This is a genomic window from Janthinobacterium sp. GW822-FHT07A03 (assembly GCF_058798815.1).
In genome coordinates, this window is the sequence record NZ_JBXAKW010000001.1 from 848,067 (window position 1) to 867,630 (window position 19,564).

16 protein-coding genes are annotated in these 19,564 nt (G+C 64.3%); 9 read left to right on the forward strand and 7 right to left on the reverse strand.

The window, feature by feature from the left end; genetic code table 11:
• The 3 genes from AC1RJW_RS03940 to AC1RJW_RS03950 are packed head-to-tail and all read right to left on the reverse strand — an operon-like array spanning position 1 to position 5,224.
• Positions 1-2,766, reverse strand: a complete 2,766-nt coding sequence (locus AC1RJW_RS03940; protein ID WP_493043596.1) for an Hsp70 family protein — start codon at positions 2,764-2,766, stop codon at positions 1-3.
• Positions 2,767-2,771: 5 nt separating this feature from the next.
• Complete coding sequence (locus tag AC1RJW_RS03945) at positions 2,772-4,640, reverse strand: Hsp70 family protein (protein ID WP_493043598.1); 1,869 nt, start codon at positions 4,638-4,640, stop codon at positions 2,772-2,774.
• Positions 4,637-5,224: a DUF2760 domain-containing protein gene (locus AC1RJW_RS03950; protein ID WP_493043600.1), complete on the reverse strand. Its 588-nt coding sequence runs from the start codon at positions 5,222-5,224 to the stop codon at positions 4,637-4,639. Before AC1RJW_RS03950 ends, AC1RJW_RS03945 begins: the two co-directional genes overlap by 4 nt.
• A gap of 263 nt (positions 5,225-5,487) precedes the next feature.
• Here AC1RJW_RS03950 and AC1RJW_RS03955 point away from each other — a divergent pair, with 263 nt between their 5' ends.
• The 7 genes from AC1RJW_RS03955 to urtE all read left to right on the forward strand — a co-directional run bounded on the left by AC1RJW_RS03955 (position 5,488) and on the right by urtE (position 12,687).
• Positions 5,488-6,087, forward strand: coding sequence for a transglutaminase-like domain-containing protein (locus tag AC1RJW_RS03955; RefSeq protein ID WP_493043602.1), 600 nt, complete (start codon positions 5,488-5,490; stop codon positions 6,085-6,087).
• Positions 6,088-6,103: 16 nt separating this feature from the next.
• The gene (locus AC1RJW_RS03960) at positions 6,104-6,892 is read left to right on the forward strand and encodes a DUF4349 domain-containing protein (RefSeq protein WP_493043604.1); all 789 of its coding nucleotides are present in this window, start codon (positions 6,104-6,106) and stop codon (positions 6,890-6,892) included.
• A gap of 186 nt (positions 6,893-7,078) precedes the next feature.
• On the forward strand, positions 7,079-8,332 hold the full coding sequence (gene urtA, locus AC1RJW_RS03965; RefSeq protein ID WP_493043606.1) for an urea ABC transporter substrate-binding protein: 1,254 nt from the start codon (positions 7,079-7,081) through the stop codon (positions 8,330-8,332).
• Positions 8,333-8,454: 122 nt separating this feature from the next.
• The gene (gene urtB / locus AC1RJW_RS03970; RefSeq protein WP_493043608.1) at positions 8,455-10,041 is read left to right on the forward strand and encodes an urea ABC transporter permease subunit UrtB; all 1,587 of its coding nucleotides are present in this window, start codon (positions 8,455-8,457) and stop codon (positions 10,039-10,041) included.
• Positions 10,038-11,159, forward strand: coding sequence for an urea ABC transporter permease subunit UrtC (gene urtC / locus AC1RJW_RS03975; RefSeq protein WP_493043610.1), 1,122 nt, complete (start codon positions 10,038-10,040; stop codon positions 11,157-11,159). The genes urtB and urtC overlap by 4 nt, the downstream gene beginning before the upstream one ends.
• Positions 11,156-11,986 carry an urea ABC transporter ATP-binding protein UrtD gene (gene urtD / locus AC1RJW_RS03980; protein WP_493043612.1) on the forward strand — a complete coding sequence of 277 codons (831 nt, stop codon included), beginning with the start codon at positions 11,156-11,158 and terminating at the stop codon, positions 11,984-11,986. The genes urtC and urtD overlap by 4 nt, the downstream gene beginning before the upstream one ends.
• Before the next feature lie 2 nt (positions 11,987-11,988).
• Positions 11,989-12,687, forward strand: coding sequence for an urea ABC transporter ATP-binding subunit UrtE (urtE, locus tag AC1RJW_RS03985; RefSeq protein WP_493043614.1), 699 nt, complete (start codon positions 11,989-11,991; stop codon positions 12,685-12,687).
• 2 nt (positions 12,688-12,689) lie between these two features.
• Here the strand turns inward: urtE and AC1RJW_RS03990 are convergent, their stop codons facing one another.
• Both AC1RJW_RS03990 and AC1RJW_RS03995 read right to left on the reverse strand, forming a co-directional pair.
• Positions 12,690-13,274 (reverse strand): chromate transporter, encoded by a 585-nt coding sequence (locus AC1RJW_RS03990; RefSeq protein WP_493043616.1) that lies wholly within the window; start codon positions 13,272-13,274, stop codon positions 12,690-12,692.
• Positions 13,271-13,858: a chromate transporter gene (locus AC1RJW_RS03995; RefSeq protein WP_493043618.1), complete on the reverse strand. Its 588-nt coding sequence runs from the start codon at positions 13,856-13,858 to the stop codon at positions 13,271-13,273. Before AC1RJW_RS03995 ends, AC1RJW_RS03990 begins: the two co-directional genes overlap by 4 nt.
• Before the next feature lie 219 nt (positions 13,859-14,077).
• Between AC1RJW_RS03995 and AC1RJW_RS04000 the strand changes: the two genes are divergently transcribed.
• Entirely contained in the window at positions 14,078-14,299 is a 222-nt protein-coding gene (locus AC1RJW_RS04000; RefSeq protein ID WP_493043620.1) for a hypothetical protein, read from the forward strand.
• 416 nt (positions 14,300-14,715) lie between these two features.
• Here AC1RJW_RS04000 and AC1RJW_RS04005 read toward each other — a convergent pair whose 3' ends face one another.
• Both AC1RJW_RS04005 and AC1RJW_RS04010 read right to left on the reverse strand, forming a co-directional pair.
• Positions 14,716-15,315, reverse strand: a complete 600-nt coding sequence (locus AC1RJW_RS04005) for a response regulator (protein WP_493043622.1) — start codon at positions 15,313-15,315, stop codon at positions 14,716-14,718.
• Positions 15,316-15,677: 362 nt separating this feature from the next.
• The gene (locus AC1RJW_RS04010; protein WP_099411896.1) at positions 15,678-16,226 is read right to left on the reverse strand and encodes a phosphohydrolase; all 549 of its coding nucleotides are present in this window, start codon (positions 16,224-16,226) and stop codon (positions 15,678-15,680) included.
• 200 nt (positions 16,227-16,426) lie between these two features.
• Here AC1RJW_RS04010 and AC1RJW_RS04015 point away from each other — a divergent pair, with 200 nt between their 5' ends.
• Positions 16,427-19,564, forward strand: a complete 3,138-nt coding sequence (locus AC1RJW_RS04015; protein WP_493043623.1) for an NAD(P)-binding protein — start codon at positions 16,427-16,429, stop codon at positions 19,562-19,564.

The window sequence follows — 19,564 nt, forward strand, 5'->3', positions numbered from 1 at the left end:
TCAGCTGATCAGCTTCAAGCCCGGCGGCAGGGCTTCGCCCAGCATGCGCCGGGTAGCCGTTTCATCCAGCTGCGTCACTTCGCTGACCATCGCCTGCCACAGGGGTGGCGCGCCGACGGCTTTCAGGCGGGCGAGGATGGTGGACCGCAGCGCATCGGCGATGTCGCGCGAGCGGTCGCCCGTCATGCGCGCCAGGTGGGCGGCGGCAAACGCCGCCGGCTCCACCTTTTTCCAGTCCAGCGCCAGCAGCACGTGCAGCCATTCGGCCACGGTGGCGCTGTCGACCACTTCGTGCGCGCTGCCGTGGAAGGGCTGGCGCGCGCCGACCCTGGCCAGCGCCCACAGCGTGTTCGTGTCCGCCGCTTCCTCCTTCTTGCCGGCCTTTTGCAGGCGTTTCAGCAGCCAGGCGCCCACTTCCGCCTTGTAGGCGCCGGGGATGCGCTCGAGCGAGGCGCCCAGGCGCAGCATGTCGTCGTCGCTGCCGTTCACCAGAGTGACGGGGCGGCTGCCGCGCTGGGCCGCATCGGCCTGCAGGTTGAAGGCGAAGTCGTCGAGCAGGCGCAATTGCTGCGCCGCACTCAAGCCACCGGCCACGCGGCGCCACAGGGTCCACCATTCGGCGCACACCTGGTTGTCCTTGTGATGCTGGACGCCCGCGTCGAACATGGCCCACAGCTGCTCGATGCGCCACGGATCGAGCGCATCGCCATAGCCGGGCCGCAGACAGTAGCCGGCCAGGTTCAGCCACACCCGCTCATGCTCGGCGGAGCGGCGCCGGCCACGCGCGCGCAGCATCAGGGCGTCGAACAGCTGGCGCAGCAAGGGCGTGTCCCAGCTTTCGCGCCCGCCCAGTCCCCGTTCCAGGTGCTGGCGCAGCTGGCGTACTTCCTTGGTCTCGACCTTTTGCGCCTTGCCGCCGAAGATGCGCTCGATCTTCTCGACGGCTTCCTTCACGCGTGGCGGCACGCTGGACGTTTCGGCCTGCGTTTCCTCTTCGCCCCGTAACTGGAATTCCAGCAGCCAGCGCTGGCCCGCATCGGCTTCGGCCACGCAGTGTACTTCCAGGGTGCCCACTTCCGTCATCACGGTGGCCAGCTGCACGGTGATTTCGCGCTTGTCATTGCCGTCGCTGGCGTGCAGCACGCTGGCCAGCGGCGGCAGGCGCAGGTACTCGCCCGCGCTCAAATCGACGATGTCGCCCAGTTGCGGCGGCGCGCCCGTTTCCGCAATGGACGAGGCCAGGTGGAAGCGCACGGGCCGGCCCAGGCGCAGCGCGAACAGGCGCTGCGTCAGGCGGATTTCCTCACCGCTGGCGCTGCCACGGGGCAGGATGCAGACGGCGCGCTGATCCTTGCCCGCCTCGCCCAGCACGAGGAAATAGCTGCGCGGCGAACCGCCGCCGATGCGCGGCGCCCGGCCCCGTCGCGCCAGTGCGTAGGCGACGGCGCCACGGGCCACGGCCACGTCGGGGTTATCGTTATGCAGGATGGTGAGGGGCTGGCCCCGCCAGTGCGCCAGCGTCTCGGCCAGGCGGCGCGCCAGCGCGTCGGCGCGGAACACGCCGCCATTCAGCAGCAGGGTATCTGGCAGCTCGCCCTGGTGCTGTTGCAAAAAGCTGGCCAGGTGGCGCGTGATGGCCGCGTCCTGCGCATACGGCAGGCCGAATTCGACGATGCCGGCACGGCCCTTTCTGGCCACCTCGCTCAATTCCACGCTCGGGAAGAAGCCGTCGACCACCAGGGCCGCCACTTCCTCGCGCGTGACGTCGGCGGAACGGCTGCCGCCTATCAGGCGCGAGCCCCCGCCCAGCAGGGTGACGGTGGCCTTGTCGGGCGCATCCTGTGACAGCAGCAGTTCCTTGGCCGCGCGGCAGCGCTCCATCAGCTGCGACAAGCGCGCGGCGGACAGCTTCATGCCGCCTTCGCTGCCTGCCGCCATGCGCGTTTCCACCAGGTGGGCCAGCGCCAGGTCCATATTGTCGCCGCCGAGGATCAGGTGGTTGCCCACGCTGCTGCGCGTGAGCTGCGGTGCGCCGTCGTCATCGAAGGCCACGTCGATCAGGCTGAAATCCGTGGTGCCGCCGCCCACGTCGCAGACCAAAATGCGGCGCGTTTGCGCCAGGTCTGCGCGCAAGGTGTCGCGCCGGCGGTGCAGGTAGTCATAAAAGGCGGCTTGCGGTTCTTCCACCAGCCGCAGCGTGGGCAGGCCCGCCATGCGCGCCGCTGCCAAGGTGAGTGCGCGCGCACCCTCGTCGAACGAGGCGGGGATGGTCAGCACCAGTTCCTGCTCTTCCAGGGGGGCGGCGGGGAAGCGGTGATTCCACGCGGCGCGCACGTAGGCCAGGTAGCTGGCGCTGGCTGCCACGGGCGACACCTTGGCCACGTCGGCTTCGGCGCCCCACGGCAAAATGGGCGCCTGGCGGTCCACGCTGGCATGCGACAGCCAGCTCTTCGCACTGGAAACGAGCCGGCCCGGCACCTGGGCGCCGAGCTGGCGCGCGAACGCGCCCAGCACGGCATGCTCAGCGTCCTGCTGCGGCCACGGCAGCTGCAAGTCGCCCGCCGCCAGTTCGCCGGCGGCGGGGTGGTAGCGCAAGGAGGGCAGCAGGGCGCGTGCGCCCACTTCGCCGGGAGCGAGCAGCTGCTCGATGGCGAACAGGTTGATTCCTGCCTGCGCATCGCCGGCCGCCGCATACGCCACCACCGTATTGGTGGTGCCCAGGTCGATGCCGACCAGGAAGGCCGGCTTGCCCGCAGTGCTGCCCATGGCGCTTATTGCGGCGTGCCGCGCACGTCGAATTCCACCTTCCAGCGCTCGGCGCCGTCAGGGGAAACGGCCAGCAGTTCCAGGGTGCCCGCTTCCGTCACTCTGGCGTGCAGCTTGACTTGCACGACGTCGCCGGCCTGACGGCCTTCGGCGGACAGGGTCGCCTGGATTTCGCTCAGCTCCTGCAATTCATCGGGGCCCCAGAAGTCGAGCAAATCGCCGATCTGGTCGTTGCGGCGCGTGGACGAGGCGAAGAAGCGGAAGTGCACGGGTTCGCCCACGACGAGGCCGAATTGCTGGCCCGGCAGTTCCAGCTCGCTGCCTTCTTCCATGCCGAACGGCGCCACGCACAGAGCCTGGATCGGCGGTTCCATGCCGGGGATGGCGGGCATGGCCGATTCGATGGCCACATAAAAGGCGCTGGCCGTGCCGCCGCGGATGCGCACGCCATGGCCGCGCCGCACGTAGCTGTAGTAGGCGGCGCCACGGGCGACGGCCAGGTCCAGGTCGGCCCCGGCCAGCATGCGCGCCGGCTCCGCGCCTTCCATGTACAGCCAGTCGTTGACGGTGCTCATGATGCGCTGCACCAGCAAGTCCGACTTGAAGACGCCGCCGTTGAACAGCACGGCCGTCGGGTGCAGGAAGCTGGCGCCTTCCGCCTGGCGGCCCGCGAAGCCTTCCAGTTCGCTGGTCGCCGCCACTTGGCGGCCCAGGAAGGCGGCCAGGTGGCGCGTGATGGCCGCGTCCTGCGCATACGGCAAGCCCAGTTGCGTCAGGCCGGCGCGCGTGCGCACGGCGGGGCGGCTCGACGCTTCCACCTGCGGGAAGAAGCCGTCGAGAATGAAGGTGGACACTTCCGCGCGCGTCAGTTCCGTGCGGATGGAGCCGCCGATCAGTTTCGAGCCGCGGCTCGGCACGACGATCGGTGCCACATCGAGGCCGCTGTCGGCCAGCAGGCTTTCCTTGGCGCTGCGGCAGCCATACGTGAGCGCGCGCATCTGCCAGGCGTCCAGCTGGGTGCCGTTGGCGGCGAGCTTGCGCGCCACCAGGTGGGCCAGGGCCAGGTCCATATTGTCGCCGCCGAGCAGGATGTGCTCGCCGACTGCCACGCGGTGCGGTTCCAGCACACCGTCGCGCTCCAGCACGGCGATCAGCGAAAAGTCGCTGGTGCCGCCGCCCACGTCGACGACCAGGATGATGTCGCCCGGCTTGACTTCCTTGCGCCAGCGGCCTTCGCTGGTCTGGATCCAGCTGTACAGGGCCGCCTGCGGCTCTTCCAGCAGGGTCAATGAGGTGTAGCCGGCCGCCTGCGCCGCTTCCATCGTCAGCTCGCGCGCGGCCGGGTCGAACGAGGCGGGTATCGTCACCGTGATTTCCTGCTCGGCGAACGGCGCTTGCGGGTGGGCGTTGTCCCAGGCCTGGCGCAAGTGCGTCAGGTAGCGCGTGGCGGCCGTGATCGGCGAGATGCGCGCTACTTCCGCCGGCGCGTCGTTCGGCAGGATCGCTGCGCGGCGGTCCACGCCCGGGTGGCACAGCCAGCTTTTCGCGCTGGAGACGAGGCGGATCGGCGTGGTGGCGCCGCGGCTGCGGGCCATTTCGCCGACGACGAACGGCGCTTCGGCTTCCTCGGTGACCCAGGGCAGGGCCAGGTCGCCCGCCGTCACTTCTTCGGCGTGCGGCAGGTAGACGAACGAGGGCAGCAGCGGCAATTCCTCGACGGTGCCCGGTGCCGACAGCTGCGGCACTTTCAGCACGCCGTGGCTGGACTTTTCGCCGTCGCTCTCGACCAGGTTCACATACGACAGGGCGCTGTGGGTGGTGCCCAGGTCGATGCCGATGGCGTAGCGCGGGGTGTTGTTGGCTTGATCGCTCACAGTTCCACCTCGGCTGGCGCCAGGATGGCGGCGTCGTGCTGCCCGCTCAGTTTCGGCAGGCGCACGCTGGAGGCGCGCCAGCCGCGGTGGCTGAGGGTGCCCGTGAACGGCGCGGAACCGACGACGTTGCCCGTCAGGCGTACTTGCGCGGAATCAAAACCTTCCTGCAGCACGATGCGGCTGCCCTCGGCTTCCTGGCGCACGGCCTCGATGGTGAAATATTCGCGCATGACTTTGGCGCAGCCTTCATGCACGACGCGGGCGGCCGCGCCGATGTCGGCATCGGCATGGCTGCCCAGGTTTTCCTGGGTGAAGTCGATCAGGCGCGCTTCGCGCTGCAGCAGCGCCAGCAGTTGCAGGGCCGCGTCCGGCGTCGCTTCTTTCAAGATGACGGGGGCGGCTGCCGGCGTCGGCACGGGAGCAGGCGCCGGAGCAGGGGGCACCGGCGCTACCGGGGCGGCTTCGGGCAGTGACAGCTTTTCCACGCGGGCCGCATAGGCGGCGTCCGACAGGGTGCTGAAGAAGGCGCCGAAGGCCAGCGGGACTCTGCGCCAGAACGATGGGTGGGACGATGATGTGCTCATGGGAACTCGTTTCTCTGATCTGTAGGGTGGCGGCGGCGGCGGGGGCCGCTTCGCAAGGTGGTGCATGCGCCGGCCCCGTCATGCATGTCGGGCCGGCTGGCGTTTGCCCGCATGATACCAGCTACGGCGCCTCGGCCAAAGCCGCCGCCCGCCGTCCAGCCGACCTGAGGTGTGCATTTTCTTTGATTTTGCGCAAGGAAACGCTCGATTTCGGGCCGTTTCGACTAGAATCGCGCATTATCTTTTTGCATGACCCTGACGCCATGTCCATCGACTTTTCCATATACCTGGCCAGCAGCACGTATATCGACAGCGACCATCCGGCCGTGCGCGCCCGGGCGGCCGAACTGGCTGCCGGCGCCGTGGGCGACGCTGCCATCGCGGCCCGCTGCTTTGCCTTCGTGCGCGACGAGATCGCCCACAGCTGGGATTGCCGGCGCAATCCCGTCACCTGCCGCGCGTCCGACGTGTTGCAGCATGGTACCGGATACTGTTATGCAAAAAGCCATCTGCTGGCCGCGCTGCTGCGCGCCAATGGCATCCCCGCTGGCCTGTGCTACCAGCGCCTGGCCGTGGGCGAGGCGGGCCCGCCGTTTTGCCTGCATGGCTTGAATGCCGTGTATCTGCACGATGTTGGCTGGTACCGCATCGATGCGCGCGGCAACAAGCCCGGGGTCAATGCCGCCTTTACGCCGCCGCAGGAGCAACTGGCGTTCCCCGTGCTGGCGCCGGAAGAGCGCGATTTGCCGGAAATCTGGGCGGAGCCGCTGCCCCAGGTGGTGGCCGCGCTGACGCAATATGCCACGGTGCAGGACGTGGCGGCGCATTTGCCCGATATTGAATTGCTGCCGCAGCACAAATAACTCGAAGAAAGAAATCATGAAAAAAGTGTATCTTGGCCTGCTGGGCCTGATGTTGCTGGCCGGTTGCGGCGGCAAGGGCGAGAGCGGCGGGCAATCGAGCGCCGCGCGTCTCGACGGCAAGGAAAAAGGAAGCGAGTTTCTTGCCTATGAACACAATGTCAGCGTCGATACGAACGAGGCGCAAGTGCGGCCCCTGTATGAAAAAGTGGTCGCTGCCTGCAAGGCCGACACGGAAAACGGCTGTCTGTTGCTCGATTCCAGCATCGACGGCGGCCGCTATGTGCACGCGCGCATCAGCATGCGCGCCAAGCCGGCCGGCATCAAGAAGCTCGTCGCGCTGGTCGCGGCCGAAGGCGACGTCACCAGCCAGGGCACGAAGGTGGAAGACCTGGGCCGCCCCGTGCTTGACAGCAAGAAGCGCCTGGAGATGCTGAAACAGTACCAGGCGCAATTGCAGGACCTGGAAAAGCGCTCGGGCGCGAATGTCGATGCGCTGATCAAGGTGACCAAGGAACTGGCCACCGTGCAAGTGGAGCTGGAGCAGGCGACGGCGGCCAATGCGCTGTTGATGCAGCGCATCGACACGGACTTGCTGAACGTGGCCATCAGCGCCGAAGGCAAGCAATCGTTCTGGCGCCCCGTCAAGCGGGCGCTGGGCAATTTCACGGACAACCTGTCGGAAGGCGTGGCCAACGCCATCACGGCCATGGCCTACATCCTGCCGTGGCTGGTGGCTTTCGTGCTGCTGTTCCCGCTGGGCCGCAAGGGCTGGCGCCGTCTTCGTGGCGCGCCGCGCAAGGATTAAAGCCTCCGGCGCACCGTTTTACGGCAATTTGAAACCTGGCTGCACAGTCCTTGTGCAGCCAGGTTTTTTTTCGTGCGGCGAGAGCCGCGTGCACCATGGCGGACACCTGCTGGCGCTGGCATGCATTCTGCTTTAACAACAACGCAGACCCAGCTCGATCCCCACGAACCCATCACAGGAGTCCCCATGTCACGACGCATCATCCTGAAAGCGGCTGCCGCCGGCGCATTCGCCCTGGCCACGTCCACTTATACGCAGGCAGCCTGGGCCGCCGATACGATCAAGGTAGGCATCTTGCACTCCCTGTCGGGCACCATGGCCATTTCCGAAACGTCGCTGAAGGACGTGGCGCTGATGACGATCGCGGAAATCAATGCCAAGGGCGGCGTGCTGGGCAAGAAGCTGGAGCCGGTCGTCGTCGACCCGGCCTCGAACTGGCCCCTGTTCGCGGAAAAAGCGAGACAATTGGTGGCGCAGGACAAGGTGGCCGTGGTGTTCGGCTGCTGGACGTCTGTCTCGCGCAAGTCGGTTTTGCCCGTCTTCAAGGAACTCAACAGCCTGCTGTTCTACCCCGTGCAATACGAGGGCGAGGAGCTGGAAAAGAATGTGTTTTATACGGGCGCTGCGCCCAACCAGCAGGCGATTCCCGCCGTCGAATACCTGATGAGCACAGATGGCGGCGGGGCCAAGCGCTTCGTGCTGCTGGGGACGGATTATGTGTATCCGCGCACCACCAACAAGATCCTGCGCGCCTTTCTGAAAAGCAAGGGAGTCAAGGACAGCGACATCAGCGAGGTCTACACGCCGTTCGGCCACGCCGATTATCAAACCATCGTCGCCAACATCAAGAAGTTTTCCGCCGGCGGCAAGACGGCCGTCATTTCCACCATCAATGGCGACTCGAACGTGCCGTTCTACAAGGAACTGGGCAATGCGGGCCTGAAAGCCACGGACGTGCCCGTCGTCGCGTTTTCCGTGGGCGAAGAAGAGCTGCGCGGCATCGATACCAAGCCCTTGCTCGGTCATCTGGCGGCGTGGAATTACTTTGAATCCGTCAAGAATCCGGTAAATACCGCCTTCATCAAGCAGTGGAAGGCGTATGCCGTGGCGCAAAAGCTGCCGAACGCCGGTTCGGTGGTGACGAACGACCCGATGGAAGCGACCTATGTGGGCATCCACATGTGGGCGCAAGCCGTGGAAAAGGCGAAATCGACGGACACGGACAAGGTGATCGCCGCCATGGCGGGCCAGAGCGTGAAAGCGCCATCGGGCTTCACCCTGACCATGGATGCAACGAACCACCACTTGCACAAGCCCGTGATGATCGGCGAAATCAAGGCTGATGGGCAATTCAATGTCGTGTGGAAAACCAAGGAACCGATACGCGCCCAGCCGTGGAGTCCGTATATCAAGGGCAATGAGGGCAAGCAGAAGTTGTAAGAGCTATCACCCACCAGCAAATGCCGGGGTCGGACCCTCTGGGACTAGGCGTCCCCATCCGACCCCAGTCCTCGCCTTTGGGGTAAGCATTCGCCCCGTGCAGTTTTTCCATGGAACTTACAATGAGGTTCATCCCCAAACTGCTGGTCCTCGCCTGCCTGTTGCTATCCTCGCTGGCGCAGGCCGCCATCCCTCCCGACCTGCTCAAGCCGCTGTCCGGCGACGATCCCGACGCCAGGGTCGCCGCCGTGGCGCGGATCGCCGCCCTGGCCACGCCCGAGGCCGCCAAGGTGCTGCAAGCGCTGCAGGACGACGCTTTGTACGCCGCGTCCGACGGCAAGGTGTATGTCGTCGATGGCGAGCACGCCTACGATCCCGCCACGGGCCAGCTGGGTGCATTGCCCGACGGCATCGATGGCGTGATGGTCAACAACCGCTTGCGCGCGGCCGTGGCAGGCGCCTTGTCGGGCTTGCAGCTGCTGGCGCCGGAGCGCAGCGCCCGCCTGGCCGCCGCGCAAGCCTTGCAAAAGGCTGTTGATCCCGCGCAGCTCCCCCTGATCCGCACCGCGCTGGCGCGGGAAAGCGATGGCGAGATCCAGCAGATATTACAGGTGCTGATCGCCAGCGCCAACCTGCATGCGCCCGATGCCGCCACGCGCAAGGCCGCCGTGCAGGCGCTGGCCGGCAGCAGCGATGCGCGTCTGCTGCCCGTGCTGCAAGCCATGCTGGAGCGGGGCGGTGAACCGGATGAAGCCGTGCAGCTGGCCGCCATCGAGACGATGCGCCAGATCAAGGGCAGGGTGGCGCGCATGGAATTCGCCGGCAATGTGTTTTACGGCATCTCTCTGGGCAGCGTGCTGCTGCTGGCCGCGCTGGGCCTGGCCATCACCTTCGGCTTGATGGGCATCATCAATATGGCGCATGGCGAATTGCTGATGATAGGCGCTTACACGACTTATCTGTGCCAGCTGTTTTTCCGCAACTATTTCCCCGGCATGCAGGATGCGTATCTGCTGGCCGCCTTGCCGGCCGCCTTTTTTGTTGCCGGACTGGTGGGCGTGGCGCTCGAGCGCACGGTGATCCGCTGGCTGTACGGGCGGCCGCTGGAAACCCTGCTGGCCACCTGGGGCATCAGCCTGATCCTGATGCAGCTGGTCCGCACGATCTTTGGCGCGCAAAACGTGGAAGTGGCCAACCCGGCGTGGATGTCGGGCGGCGTCACCGTGCTGGGCGGCCTCGTGCTGCCGTACAACCGCCTGGCCATCATCGTCTTTGCCATCGTCGTCGTGGCGGCCGTATGGTTGATCTTGAACAAGACAAGGCTGGGCCTGTTCGTGCGGGCCGTCACGCAAAACCGCCGCATGGCCGATTGCGTGGGCGTGGCCACGGGCAAGGTCGACATGCTGACCTTCGGCCTCGGTTCCGGCATCGCGGGGCTCGGCGGCGTTGCCCTGTCGCAGCTGGGCAACGTGGGCCCGGACCTGGGTCAAAGCTACATCGTCGACTCCTTCATGGTGGTGGTGCTGGGCGGCGTGGGCCAGCTGGCCGGCACCGTGATCGCCGCGCTGGGCCTGGGCGAAGTCAACAAATTCCTCGAACCGGTGGCGGGCGCCGTGCTGGCGAAGATCGCCATCTTGGTATTCATCATCATTTTCATCCAGCGCCGGCCGCAGGGCCTGTTTGCCATGAAGGGACGCAGCGTCGAATGACTACTTCCTACCCGATCAAACAGGGCCTGTTTACGCGGCCCGTCTGGCTGGCCATCGCAGCATTTACGCTGCTGGCGGCGCTGTTGCCGATTTTTAACCTGGCGTTTGCCGAAGGGCATGCGCTGCACGTGTCCGCCTACACGGTGGCGCTGGTGGGCAAGTTCATGTGCTATGCGCTGGCCGCGCTGGCGCTGGACCTCGTCTGGGGCTACACGGGCATCCTGTCGCTGGGACACGGCGTGTTCTTTGCCCTGGGCGCGTATGCGCACGGCATGTATCTGATGCGCGCCATCGGTGACCAGGGCCAGTACCACAGCAGCTTGCCCGATTTCATGGTCTTTCTCGACTGGAAGACTTACCCCTGGTACTGGGCCTTCACGGAACATTTCTGGTACTGCATGGCCCTCGTCGTGCTGGTGCCGGGGGTGCTGGCCTTCGTGTTTGGTTACTTTGCCTTTCGCTCGCGCATCAAGGGCGTGTATTTTTCCATCATCACGCAAGCGATGACGTATGCCTTCATGCTCTTGTTCTTCCGCAATGACACTGGCTTTGGCGGCAACAACGGCTTCACGGATTTCAAGACGATACTGGGGCACAGCATCACGGCGCCCGCCACCCGGGCCGTGCTGTTCCTGCTGACCCTGGCCTTCCTGCTGGCGGCCCTGGTGGGTGGGCGCGCCATCGTCCGCTCGAAGCTGGGCCGCGTGCTGCAGGGCGTGCGCGACAGCGAAGCGCGGCTGATGTTCCTTGGCTACAACCCGCTGTGGTTCAAGCTGTTCGTGTGGACCTTGTCGGCCGTGCTGTGCGGCATCGCCGGCGCCCTGTACGTGCCGCAAGTGGGCATCATCAACCCGTCCGAAATGTCGCCAGCGAATTCCATCGAGATGGTCGTGTGGGTGGCGGTGGGCGGGCGCGGCACTCTGCTCGGCCCGATTTTGGGCGCCTTCACCGTCAACGGTCTGAAAAGCTGGTTCACGGCCGCTTTGCCGGAACTGTGGCTGTTCGCGCTGGGCCTGCTGTTCATCGGCGTCACCCTGTTCATGCAGCAAGGCATGCTCGGTGTATTGCGCAAGATCAAATCCAGGAAGACCGCCGCCGTGGCAGAGGAGGCCGCATGAGTATCCGCATGTTGCCCGGCATGGCCAGCGCGGAAGCGGGGCCGACATATTCGCGCGTAAAAGGCGAGGGCGTCGATACGACGCATGGCGCCATCCTGTATCTGGAAGACATCAGCGTGTCGTTTGACGGCTTCAAGGCCATCAACAAGCTGAGCCTCGATATTTCCGTGGGCGAGTTGCGCTGCATTATCGGCCCGAACGGCGCCGGCAAGACGACGATGATGGATGTCATCACCGGCAAGACGCGGCCCACGTCCGGCACGGCCTGGTTCGGTCAGACCATGAATCTGGCCACCATGACGGAAGCGCAAATCGCCCACGCGGGCATCGGCCGCAAGTTCCAGCGCCCCACCGTGTTCGAGCAGCACACGGTGTTCGACAACCTGGAACTGGCGATGAAGATGGACAAGCGCGTGGCGCCCACCCTGTTTGCGCGCCTGACGTCCGAGCAGGCGGGCAGGATCGAAGCGATCTTGCGCTTGATCCGCCTCAACGGCCACGAGGCGCGGCCGGCGGGCTTGCTGTCGCACGGGCAAAAGCAGTGGCTGGAAATCGGCATGCTGCTGATGCAGGAGCCGCAGCTGATCCTGCTGGACGAACCCGTGGCCGGCATGTCCGACGCGGAAACGGCGCGCACGGCGGAACTCCTCAATGAATTGCGCGGCAAGCATTCCATCATGGTGGTCGAGCACGACATGGGTTTTGTTACGGACATTGCCCAGCAAGGCATCGTCACCGTGCTGCATGAAGGGGCCGTGCTGGCGCAGGGCCGCATGGACGAAGTGCAAGCCGACGAGCGCGTCATCGAAGTCTATCTGGGAAGGTAACCATGCTCGAAGTGCAAGAATTAAATCAATACTATGGCTCCTCGCACACCTTGCGCGGCATCAGCCTGTCGGCGCGCAAGGGCGAATGCCTGGCCTTGCTGGGGCGCAATGGCGTAGGCAAGACAACCTTGCTGAAGTGCCTGATGGGCGTGCTGCCCGTGGCGCAGGGCAAGGTCGTGCTCGATGGCCGCGACATCACCGGGCTGGCGCCGCATGCGCGCGCCAGGCTGGGCATGGCCTACGTGCCGCAGGGGCGCGACATCTTTGCGCGCCTGACGGTCGAGGAAAACTTGCTGATGGGCATGGCGGTGAAGCGGGGCAGGCTGGCCTCGCGCATCGATCCCCACGTGTATGAGCTGTTTCCCGTACTAAAAGAGATGCTGCAGCGGCGCGGCGGCGATTTGTCCGGCGGACAACAGCAGCAGCTGGCCATCGCGCGCGCCCTGCTGGCCGAGCCGCAATTGATCATCTTCGACGAGCCGACGGAGGGTATCCAGCCTTCCGTCATCAAGGATATCGGCAGGGTCATTTCCTTGTTGAAACAACGGGGCGACATGGCCATCGTGCTGTGCGAACAGTATTTTGATTTCGCCCGCGAACTGGCCGACGAGTTCATCGTGCTGTCGCGCGGCAGCGTGGTGGCCAGCGGACTGGCGGCGCAGATGGATGGCGAGGACGTGAAGCGGCACCTGGCCGTGTAAGGTCAGACGAGCTGGAACCAGCCCAGCACGGCGCCGCCCGCCAGCAGCCACAATAAATGGATCTTCGTGCGCCAGATGATCAGGCCGGCCACGATGGACAAGCTCCACAGGGGCCAGTCCGTGCGGATGTCGTGGTTGGCGCCGCCCAGGATCATGCCGGTGGAAATCAGGAGGGCGACGACGATGGGCGCCATGCCCTGCTTGAAGGCGCGCACGGGGCGCAGTTCGCGGTTGCGGTAGCCCCACTGGGCCGCCACATAGGTGAGGGTGGTGCTGGGCAGCATGATGCCTACCATCGTGATGAATACGCCAAGATACGCGGCCGCGTAGCTGCCCGCATTCATGCCCACGTTCCAGCCCATCAGGGCCACGAACAGCACGTTGGGGCCGGGAGCTGCTTGCGCGATGGCAATCGACTCATTGAATTGCGCCTGGGTCAGCCAGCCATGCTGTTCGACGAGGAAACGGTGCATTTCGGAGGTGGTGGAAATGGCGCCGCCGATCGACATCAGCGACAGCATCAGGTAGTGGCCGAACAGGTTCAGCCAGTCGCCCGCGCTCAAGGCCAGTTGCAGGGGCGGATTCATGAGGACAGCTTCCGGTATGTCAGCAGGCAGCCGATGCCGCCCAGTCCCAGCAGGACGTACAGCAGGGGCCAGCGGAAGACCGCCACCATCAGTACGCCCAGCACGGAGATGGGCAAGGTCAGCCACAGGGGCAGCGGATGCTTGGCCAGCGCGGCCGCCAGCTTCACGCCCGTGGCGGCGATCATGCCGGCCGAGACGGCGGCCATGCCGCGCAGGGCGCCCGCCATCTGCGGGTTGTCGCCAAAGCGCGTGTACAGCACGCCCAGCAGCAGGACGATGACGAGGGGCACGGCCAGCATGCCGGCCAGCGCCGTCAGCGCACCCCGCAAGCCGAAATAGCGCCCGCCCACCATCAGCGACAGGTTGACGACATTCGGCCCGGGCATGATCTGCGCCACGGCCCAGTCTTCCAGGAATTCCTCCTGCGTCAGCCAGCGCTTGCGCTCCACCATTTCGCGCTGGATCACGGCCAGCACGCCGCCAAAGCCTTGCAGGGCCAGCCAGGTGAACGAGAAGAACAGGTCGGCAAGCGAGGCGGGTTGCGGGCGGGGCTGGTCAGGCTGGGGCGTGGAAGGCGAGGGCATGGCTGATTATCGCCGTGGCCGATCGCGCTTGTCCATTGCTTTCGGCTCTGCTTGTGCTTGCAAGAAAAAAACCGTGGCTCATGTTTCCCTGCCATTGACATCGAGAGTTTATCGGCAATACTTTTAGCGGCAACATGACCGCTGTCCCTGTCCGCGCTGGCGTGGCTCGCCCCGCTACGCCCTCTCATCCCTCCGTCCCCTTCGCAGGAGTTGTCTATCATGCCTCATTCCACAGAAACGCTGCATATGCCCGTCAAAACCGTGGTGCTGCATACGCGGGTCGACCAGAAGATGTGCGATATCGTCAACCTGGGTATTGCCGTGCAGGCTGCCTTCAGTACCTTGTGCGCGCTGGAATACCTGAAGTCATACAATGTCGCCCCTGAACTGATCGAGCGCGTGCTGCTGCATCCGGAGCAGCGCCGCCAGGCCGTGCACTGAGTATCCTCGCGGCAACTGTGTTGCCGGCAGCGTCAGCCTGGTGTTGTCGGATTGTTCATTACGGCTCAGTTATGCACAAATGATGGGCTAACGAAATTGGTGAAATAATTTTCTCGTGATTATGTGTGAGTTTCTAAGTCTTTGATTTTAATGGTTTTTATTTTTGCTGTTTGATTGAGCAGTTTATTGAAAGCCGCACGGGCTGTGGCTTTGAAGGCTGTCAATAGGCCCTTATCCACAAAGATATCCACAGTCCGTGTGGATATCTGAAAAAGCGCTTAACAATCCGCCACTTAGGAAAATGGGGCCGGCCAGCGCCCGCCATCGGTGCGCAAGATGGGCCAAAATGGAGCATGGCACAAGCCTGTATGCCTATCCAGTGCTCCTGTTTTTATGACTGAAAGTAGCGGCCGCGTTCAGGGCGTGCCGCCGGCCGGCGCCGCTGGCGCGTCGCCGCACTGGGCCAGGGCGGCGGCCAGTTCGGCGACTTGTTGCTCCGCTTCGCGCAGGGTGGCGTAGGTGCGCAGTGAGGCGATCACGGTGGTAAACAGCTTGCGCGTGGTGAGGTCGGTCTTGCACCAGAAATCGTTGATGTCGTAGTCGATGATGATGCGGTGTTCCAGCGCCTGGCCCGGCTGGCCCGTGCGCAGGATGATGCGCACGGCACTGTTGTGCAGGTCTTCGCGGATCTGGCGCGCCACATGCAGCCCGGCATCCTGGGTTTCCATGATCACATCGAGCAGCACCACGGCGATATCGGGGGTGCCGCGCAGCAAGGCCAGCGCCTCGGCGCCCGAATACGCGTGCAGAAAGCTCAGCCTGCGGCCCTGGAAGCTGGCCTGGCTGAGGGCGAACTTGGTCACCACGTGCACGTCGACATCGTCATCGACGATCAGCACGCGCCATGGCGCCGCATTGGCAGTTTCTGCCGCCGCGTCTGTCCGTGCCAGCGGCTCATCGACCAGCCAGTCCGGTTCGTCCGCCCCCTTGGCGGCGCTGTCGCTATCCATGTTCATGCGTTTTTCCACCGTTGATCGTGCTCGCCACTCCACACTATGCCAGTCTGCGGGGTTTGTCAAAACAATGCTGTTCAAGCAAGACAGCCTGGCGCCAGGATTGCTTATGCACAGCAAAATATATTTTCATGGTGGCCGAATAACTTTGCGCAAGCGCAAATCCGTGATTCTAAGTCATTGATTTCATTGGGGTAAAAAATTGCCTGTGAAATCAGCAAATTGTTGAAACCCGCATCAATACTGGTGTTGCGGCTTGTCAAGAGGGGCTTATCAACAACTTTATCCACAGTTGCTGTGGATATCTAAAAAAGCCGTGCAAAAACCGGGGCTTAGCGCCCGTTCATGCGGCAAGGTGACAGCATTCATGCGGCCAGCCCAAGCCCGCTCAGCTGGGCAAAGGCATGCAGGAAGCGCTGCTTGGCTTCGGCCGGGCCCATGGCTTCGATTATACCGGGCAGGGGGGCGATGCCGTCAAGGTAAGCCCAGCGTTCGGCCGAGTGCGGCATCAGGTCGCGCTTTTCCGTGGCCAGCGCGATCAGGTCGGCCCGCTTGATGGGCGCGTAATCGGAAAAATCCAGGCCATACGTGGCGGCGATGATGGCGCTGACCTTGTCTTCCAGCACGGCAAATTCCGGCAGCAACACTTTCAGGGGCTTCACCATGTCGCCCAGGTAGGCTTCGGCTGCGTCGTGCAACAGGGCGGCCAGGCGCAAATGGGGCGGCACCAGTTCGGCAACGATCAGGCTGTGCTGGGCGACCGAGTAGAACACTTGCGTCTGTCCATTGAAGCGGCACTGGTAAGCGAGGCCGTGGGCAATGTCTTCAATGACTACCTTGTCGATATGCGGACGCAAGGGATAAAAACGGTTGCCTGAATAGGTGGAAACGTAGTCGGTGGTAATCATTGCCATGGCATGGTGCTCGGAACGCTCAAGATACTTCATCGTACACCCGATGGCATGGGCTTGCCCCGGCTGCCGTGCGCAAGCGGCGGGCTGTTGAGCCTATGCATCTTGGCAAATCCTTTAATTTATTTCATATCATTCATTGTTCTTTCTCAAATACACTATAGCAATCTTGTTTGTCTGAAACTTCAATTAGGGGCAGGGCAATGACGGCGATACCTTCGGCAAGACCTTCGTATATCTATCAGGGCGGTTCGGTGATGATGCACTCGCCGCTGCAATTGAAACAGTCGGAAATGTACGGCTATTTCGTCAGGGGCGACCTGGCCAAGCTGCAGGCCACCGTGAATACCACCCTGAACCAGGTGGCGGGCAGCAAGATGACCCTGAAAGCCCTGTCGCCGTACGTGATGCTGACGTTTACACGCGTCAACCATGCGGATTCGGCCAACCCCGTCGACCAGGCCAAGGGCTGGATCACGGAAGTCGACATCGTCACCTGGATCATGGTCGGCCAGATGGATGAACACGGCAAGCTCGCGCATATCTACTGGTATCCGTGCCATATTTTTGTGGATGACGCCATGGCCCTGATCAACGGGCGCGAATTGTTCGGCTATCCGAAATACCTGTGCGACTACGAGATTCCCGCTGCCGGCAGCGAGCCGCTGCGCTGTTCCGTGGCTGCCAAGGGTTTCCAGCATTTTTCGCCGGAAACGAAACTGGCCCTGCACCCGTTGCTCGAAGTCAATGCCACCGTGCAGACGGGGCAGCACAAGAGCGTCAACAGTTTCCTTGAACTCATCGAGCAGGCGTTCAAGATTTTCCTTTCCATCCCCGATTTCTTTGACATGGATCAAGCCGGCTGGGCCGACATCCTGTCGCTGCTGCGCAACCCGCGCATCGACCAGATCTTCCTCAAGCAATTCCCCGACAGCGCGGGCGTGAAAGCCGTGTACCAGGCCCTGGTGGCCGCGCCGGCCGAAATCAACCGCCTGCACAGCGCGCGCCTGCTCGGCTATGAATACGAATGCACGGTGCACGCCTTCGACAGCTTCCCGCTGGACCAGACCCTGGGCTTGCAGCTGGGACCGCAGGCGGCGATATTGCCCTTCAATGTGAATTTCGACTTCACGGCCATGCCGGGCGAGGAACTGGTCGACAATTCCCGCATCGCGCCGGAAAAGATCGCCATCCTCGGCGGCGGCGTGGCGGCCATGACCACCGCGTATTATTTGACGAACCAGCCGGGCTGGCAAAACCGGCATGCCATCACCGTCTACCAGCTGGGCTGGCGCCTGGGCGGCAAGGGCGCCAGCGGGCGCAATGCGCAGGCGGGCCAGCGCATCGAGGAGCACGGCCTGCACATCTGGTTCGGCTTCTATGCGAACGCCTTCAGGATGATCAAGGAAGCCTACGCCAGCCTGGAGCGTCCGCCTGGCGCGCCGCTGGCCACCTGGCGCGACGCTTTCAAGCAGCACGATTACGTGGCCCTGTCGGAAGACGTCAAGGGACAATGGCGCAACTGGTCCATCGTCTTTCCCACCTTGCCGGGCGAGCCGGGCGAGGGCGGCGAAGACATCACCCTGTGGCAGATGGCCATCGCCATGGTGGGCTGGATCGAGCAGTGGATCCGCCAGATCCGGCAGGTGGCGGACGCCGACGCGCGCATCGTGCGCGCCAGTGCATCGCAAGGCGAAGGCGTGTGGCCGGGCTGGCTGCGCCGCCTGGCCGACGAAGTGGTGGGGCAGGCCGATGAGCTGGGGCTGGACGTGGGCCTGTCCGTGGGCGCGCTGGCGGCCCTGGTGGCCGATTTGGCACCGGACTCCTCGCGCCACGACCAGGCCCGCCACCAGCTGCTGGCCAGCACCTTGAACGGCATCCGCGCCTGGCTGCGCCTGCGCTACCGCGCCCTGATCGATGGCGATGATGAATTGCGCCGCCTGTTCACCTGCCTGGACCTGGGCATCACGGTCATGAAGGGCATGTTCGAGGATGGCGTGTTCAAGAACGGCTTTGACGTCATCAACGACATCGATTTCCGCGCCTGGCTGCGCAAGCATGGCGGCGACGAGCAGTTCAGCGTCAATTCTGCCCCCGTGCGGGGCTTTTACGACCTGGTGTTCGCCTACGAGGGCGGCGATTTCGCCAAGCCGAACATCGAGGCGGGAACCTTGCTGCGTTCGATGGCGCGCATCGGCCTGGCCTACAAGGGCGGCATCATGTTCAAGATGCAGGCCGGCATGGGCGACACGATTTTTACACCGCTGTACGAGGTGCTGCGCAAGCGCGGCGTGGAATTCAAATTCTTTCAGCGCGTGGAAGAGCTGGTGCCGGGCGCGGGCGACATCGACAGCATCCGCATCACGCAGCAGGTGCAATTGAAGGACCCGGGCGCCGGCTATGCGCCGCTGGTGGACGTGAAGGGCCTGGCGTGCTGGCCCAGTGCGCCCGACTATGCGCAGCTTGATCCGGCGCAAGCGTCGCTGCTGCAAGCGCAGGAAGTCAACCTGGAATCGTACTGGAGCGATTGGCCGCAGCAGTACCAGCAGGCGTTCGGCCGTGCGCTGCCCGCCACGGTATTGAAGAAGGGCGTCGATTTCGACAAGGTGGTGTTCGGCATTTCCATCGGCTCGCTGCCGGCCCTGTGCCCGCAACTGCTGGCGCAAAGCCCGGCCCTGCAGCTGACGGCCGACAAGGTGAAAACGGTGGCCACGCAGGCTTATCAGGTGTGGCTCAACAAGAACCTGGCGCAGATGGGCTGGACCACGCAGCCGAAAGGCCAGCAGCCCGTGCTGTCGGCCTTCACGGAGCCGTATGACACGTGGGCGCCGATGGATCAACTATTGGCGCACGAGGACTGGCCGGCGGGGCTGGAACCGAAAAACGTCTCGTATTTCTGCAGCGCCTTCCCCGTCGACAGCTACCCGCCCGTCACCGACACGGGCTTTCCCGCCCGCTGCGCGGCCAAGGCGAAGCAGGGCGCGCTGCACCAGCTGGAGCGCGAGATCGGCGCGCTGTGGCCCGAGGCGGGCGCGCCCGGCGCGTTCCCGTGGCAATGGCTGGTCGATGCGAAGGCCGGCACGGGACCGGCGCGTTTCGACAGCCAGTACTGGCGCGCCAACGTCGATCCGTCCGAGCGCTACGTGATGTCGGTGGTGGGCAGCACCCAGTACCGGCTGGCGACCGACCAGTCGGGTTTCAGCAACCTGTTCCTCACGGGCGACTGGATCAGGACGGGCTTGAACGCGGGCTGCGTGGAGGCGGCCGTGATGGCCGGCATGCAGACCTCGCGCGCCATGACGGGCTATCCGGCCGTGATCCAGGGCGAGACGGATTTCTAG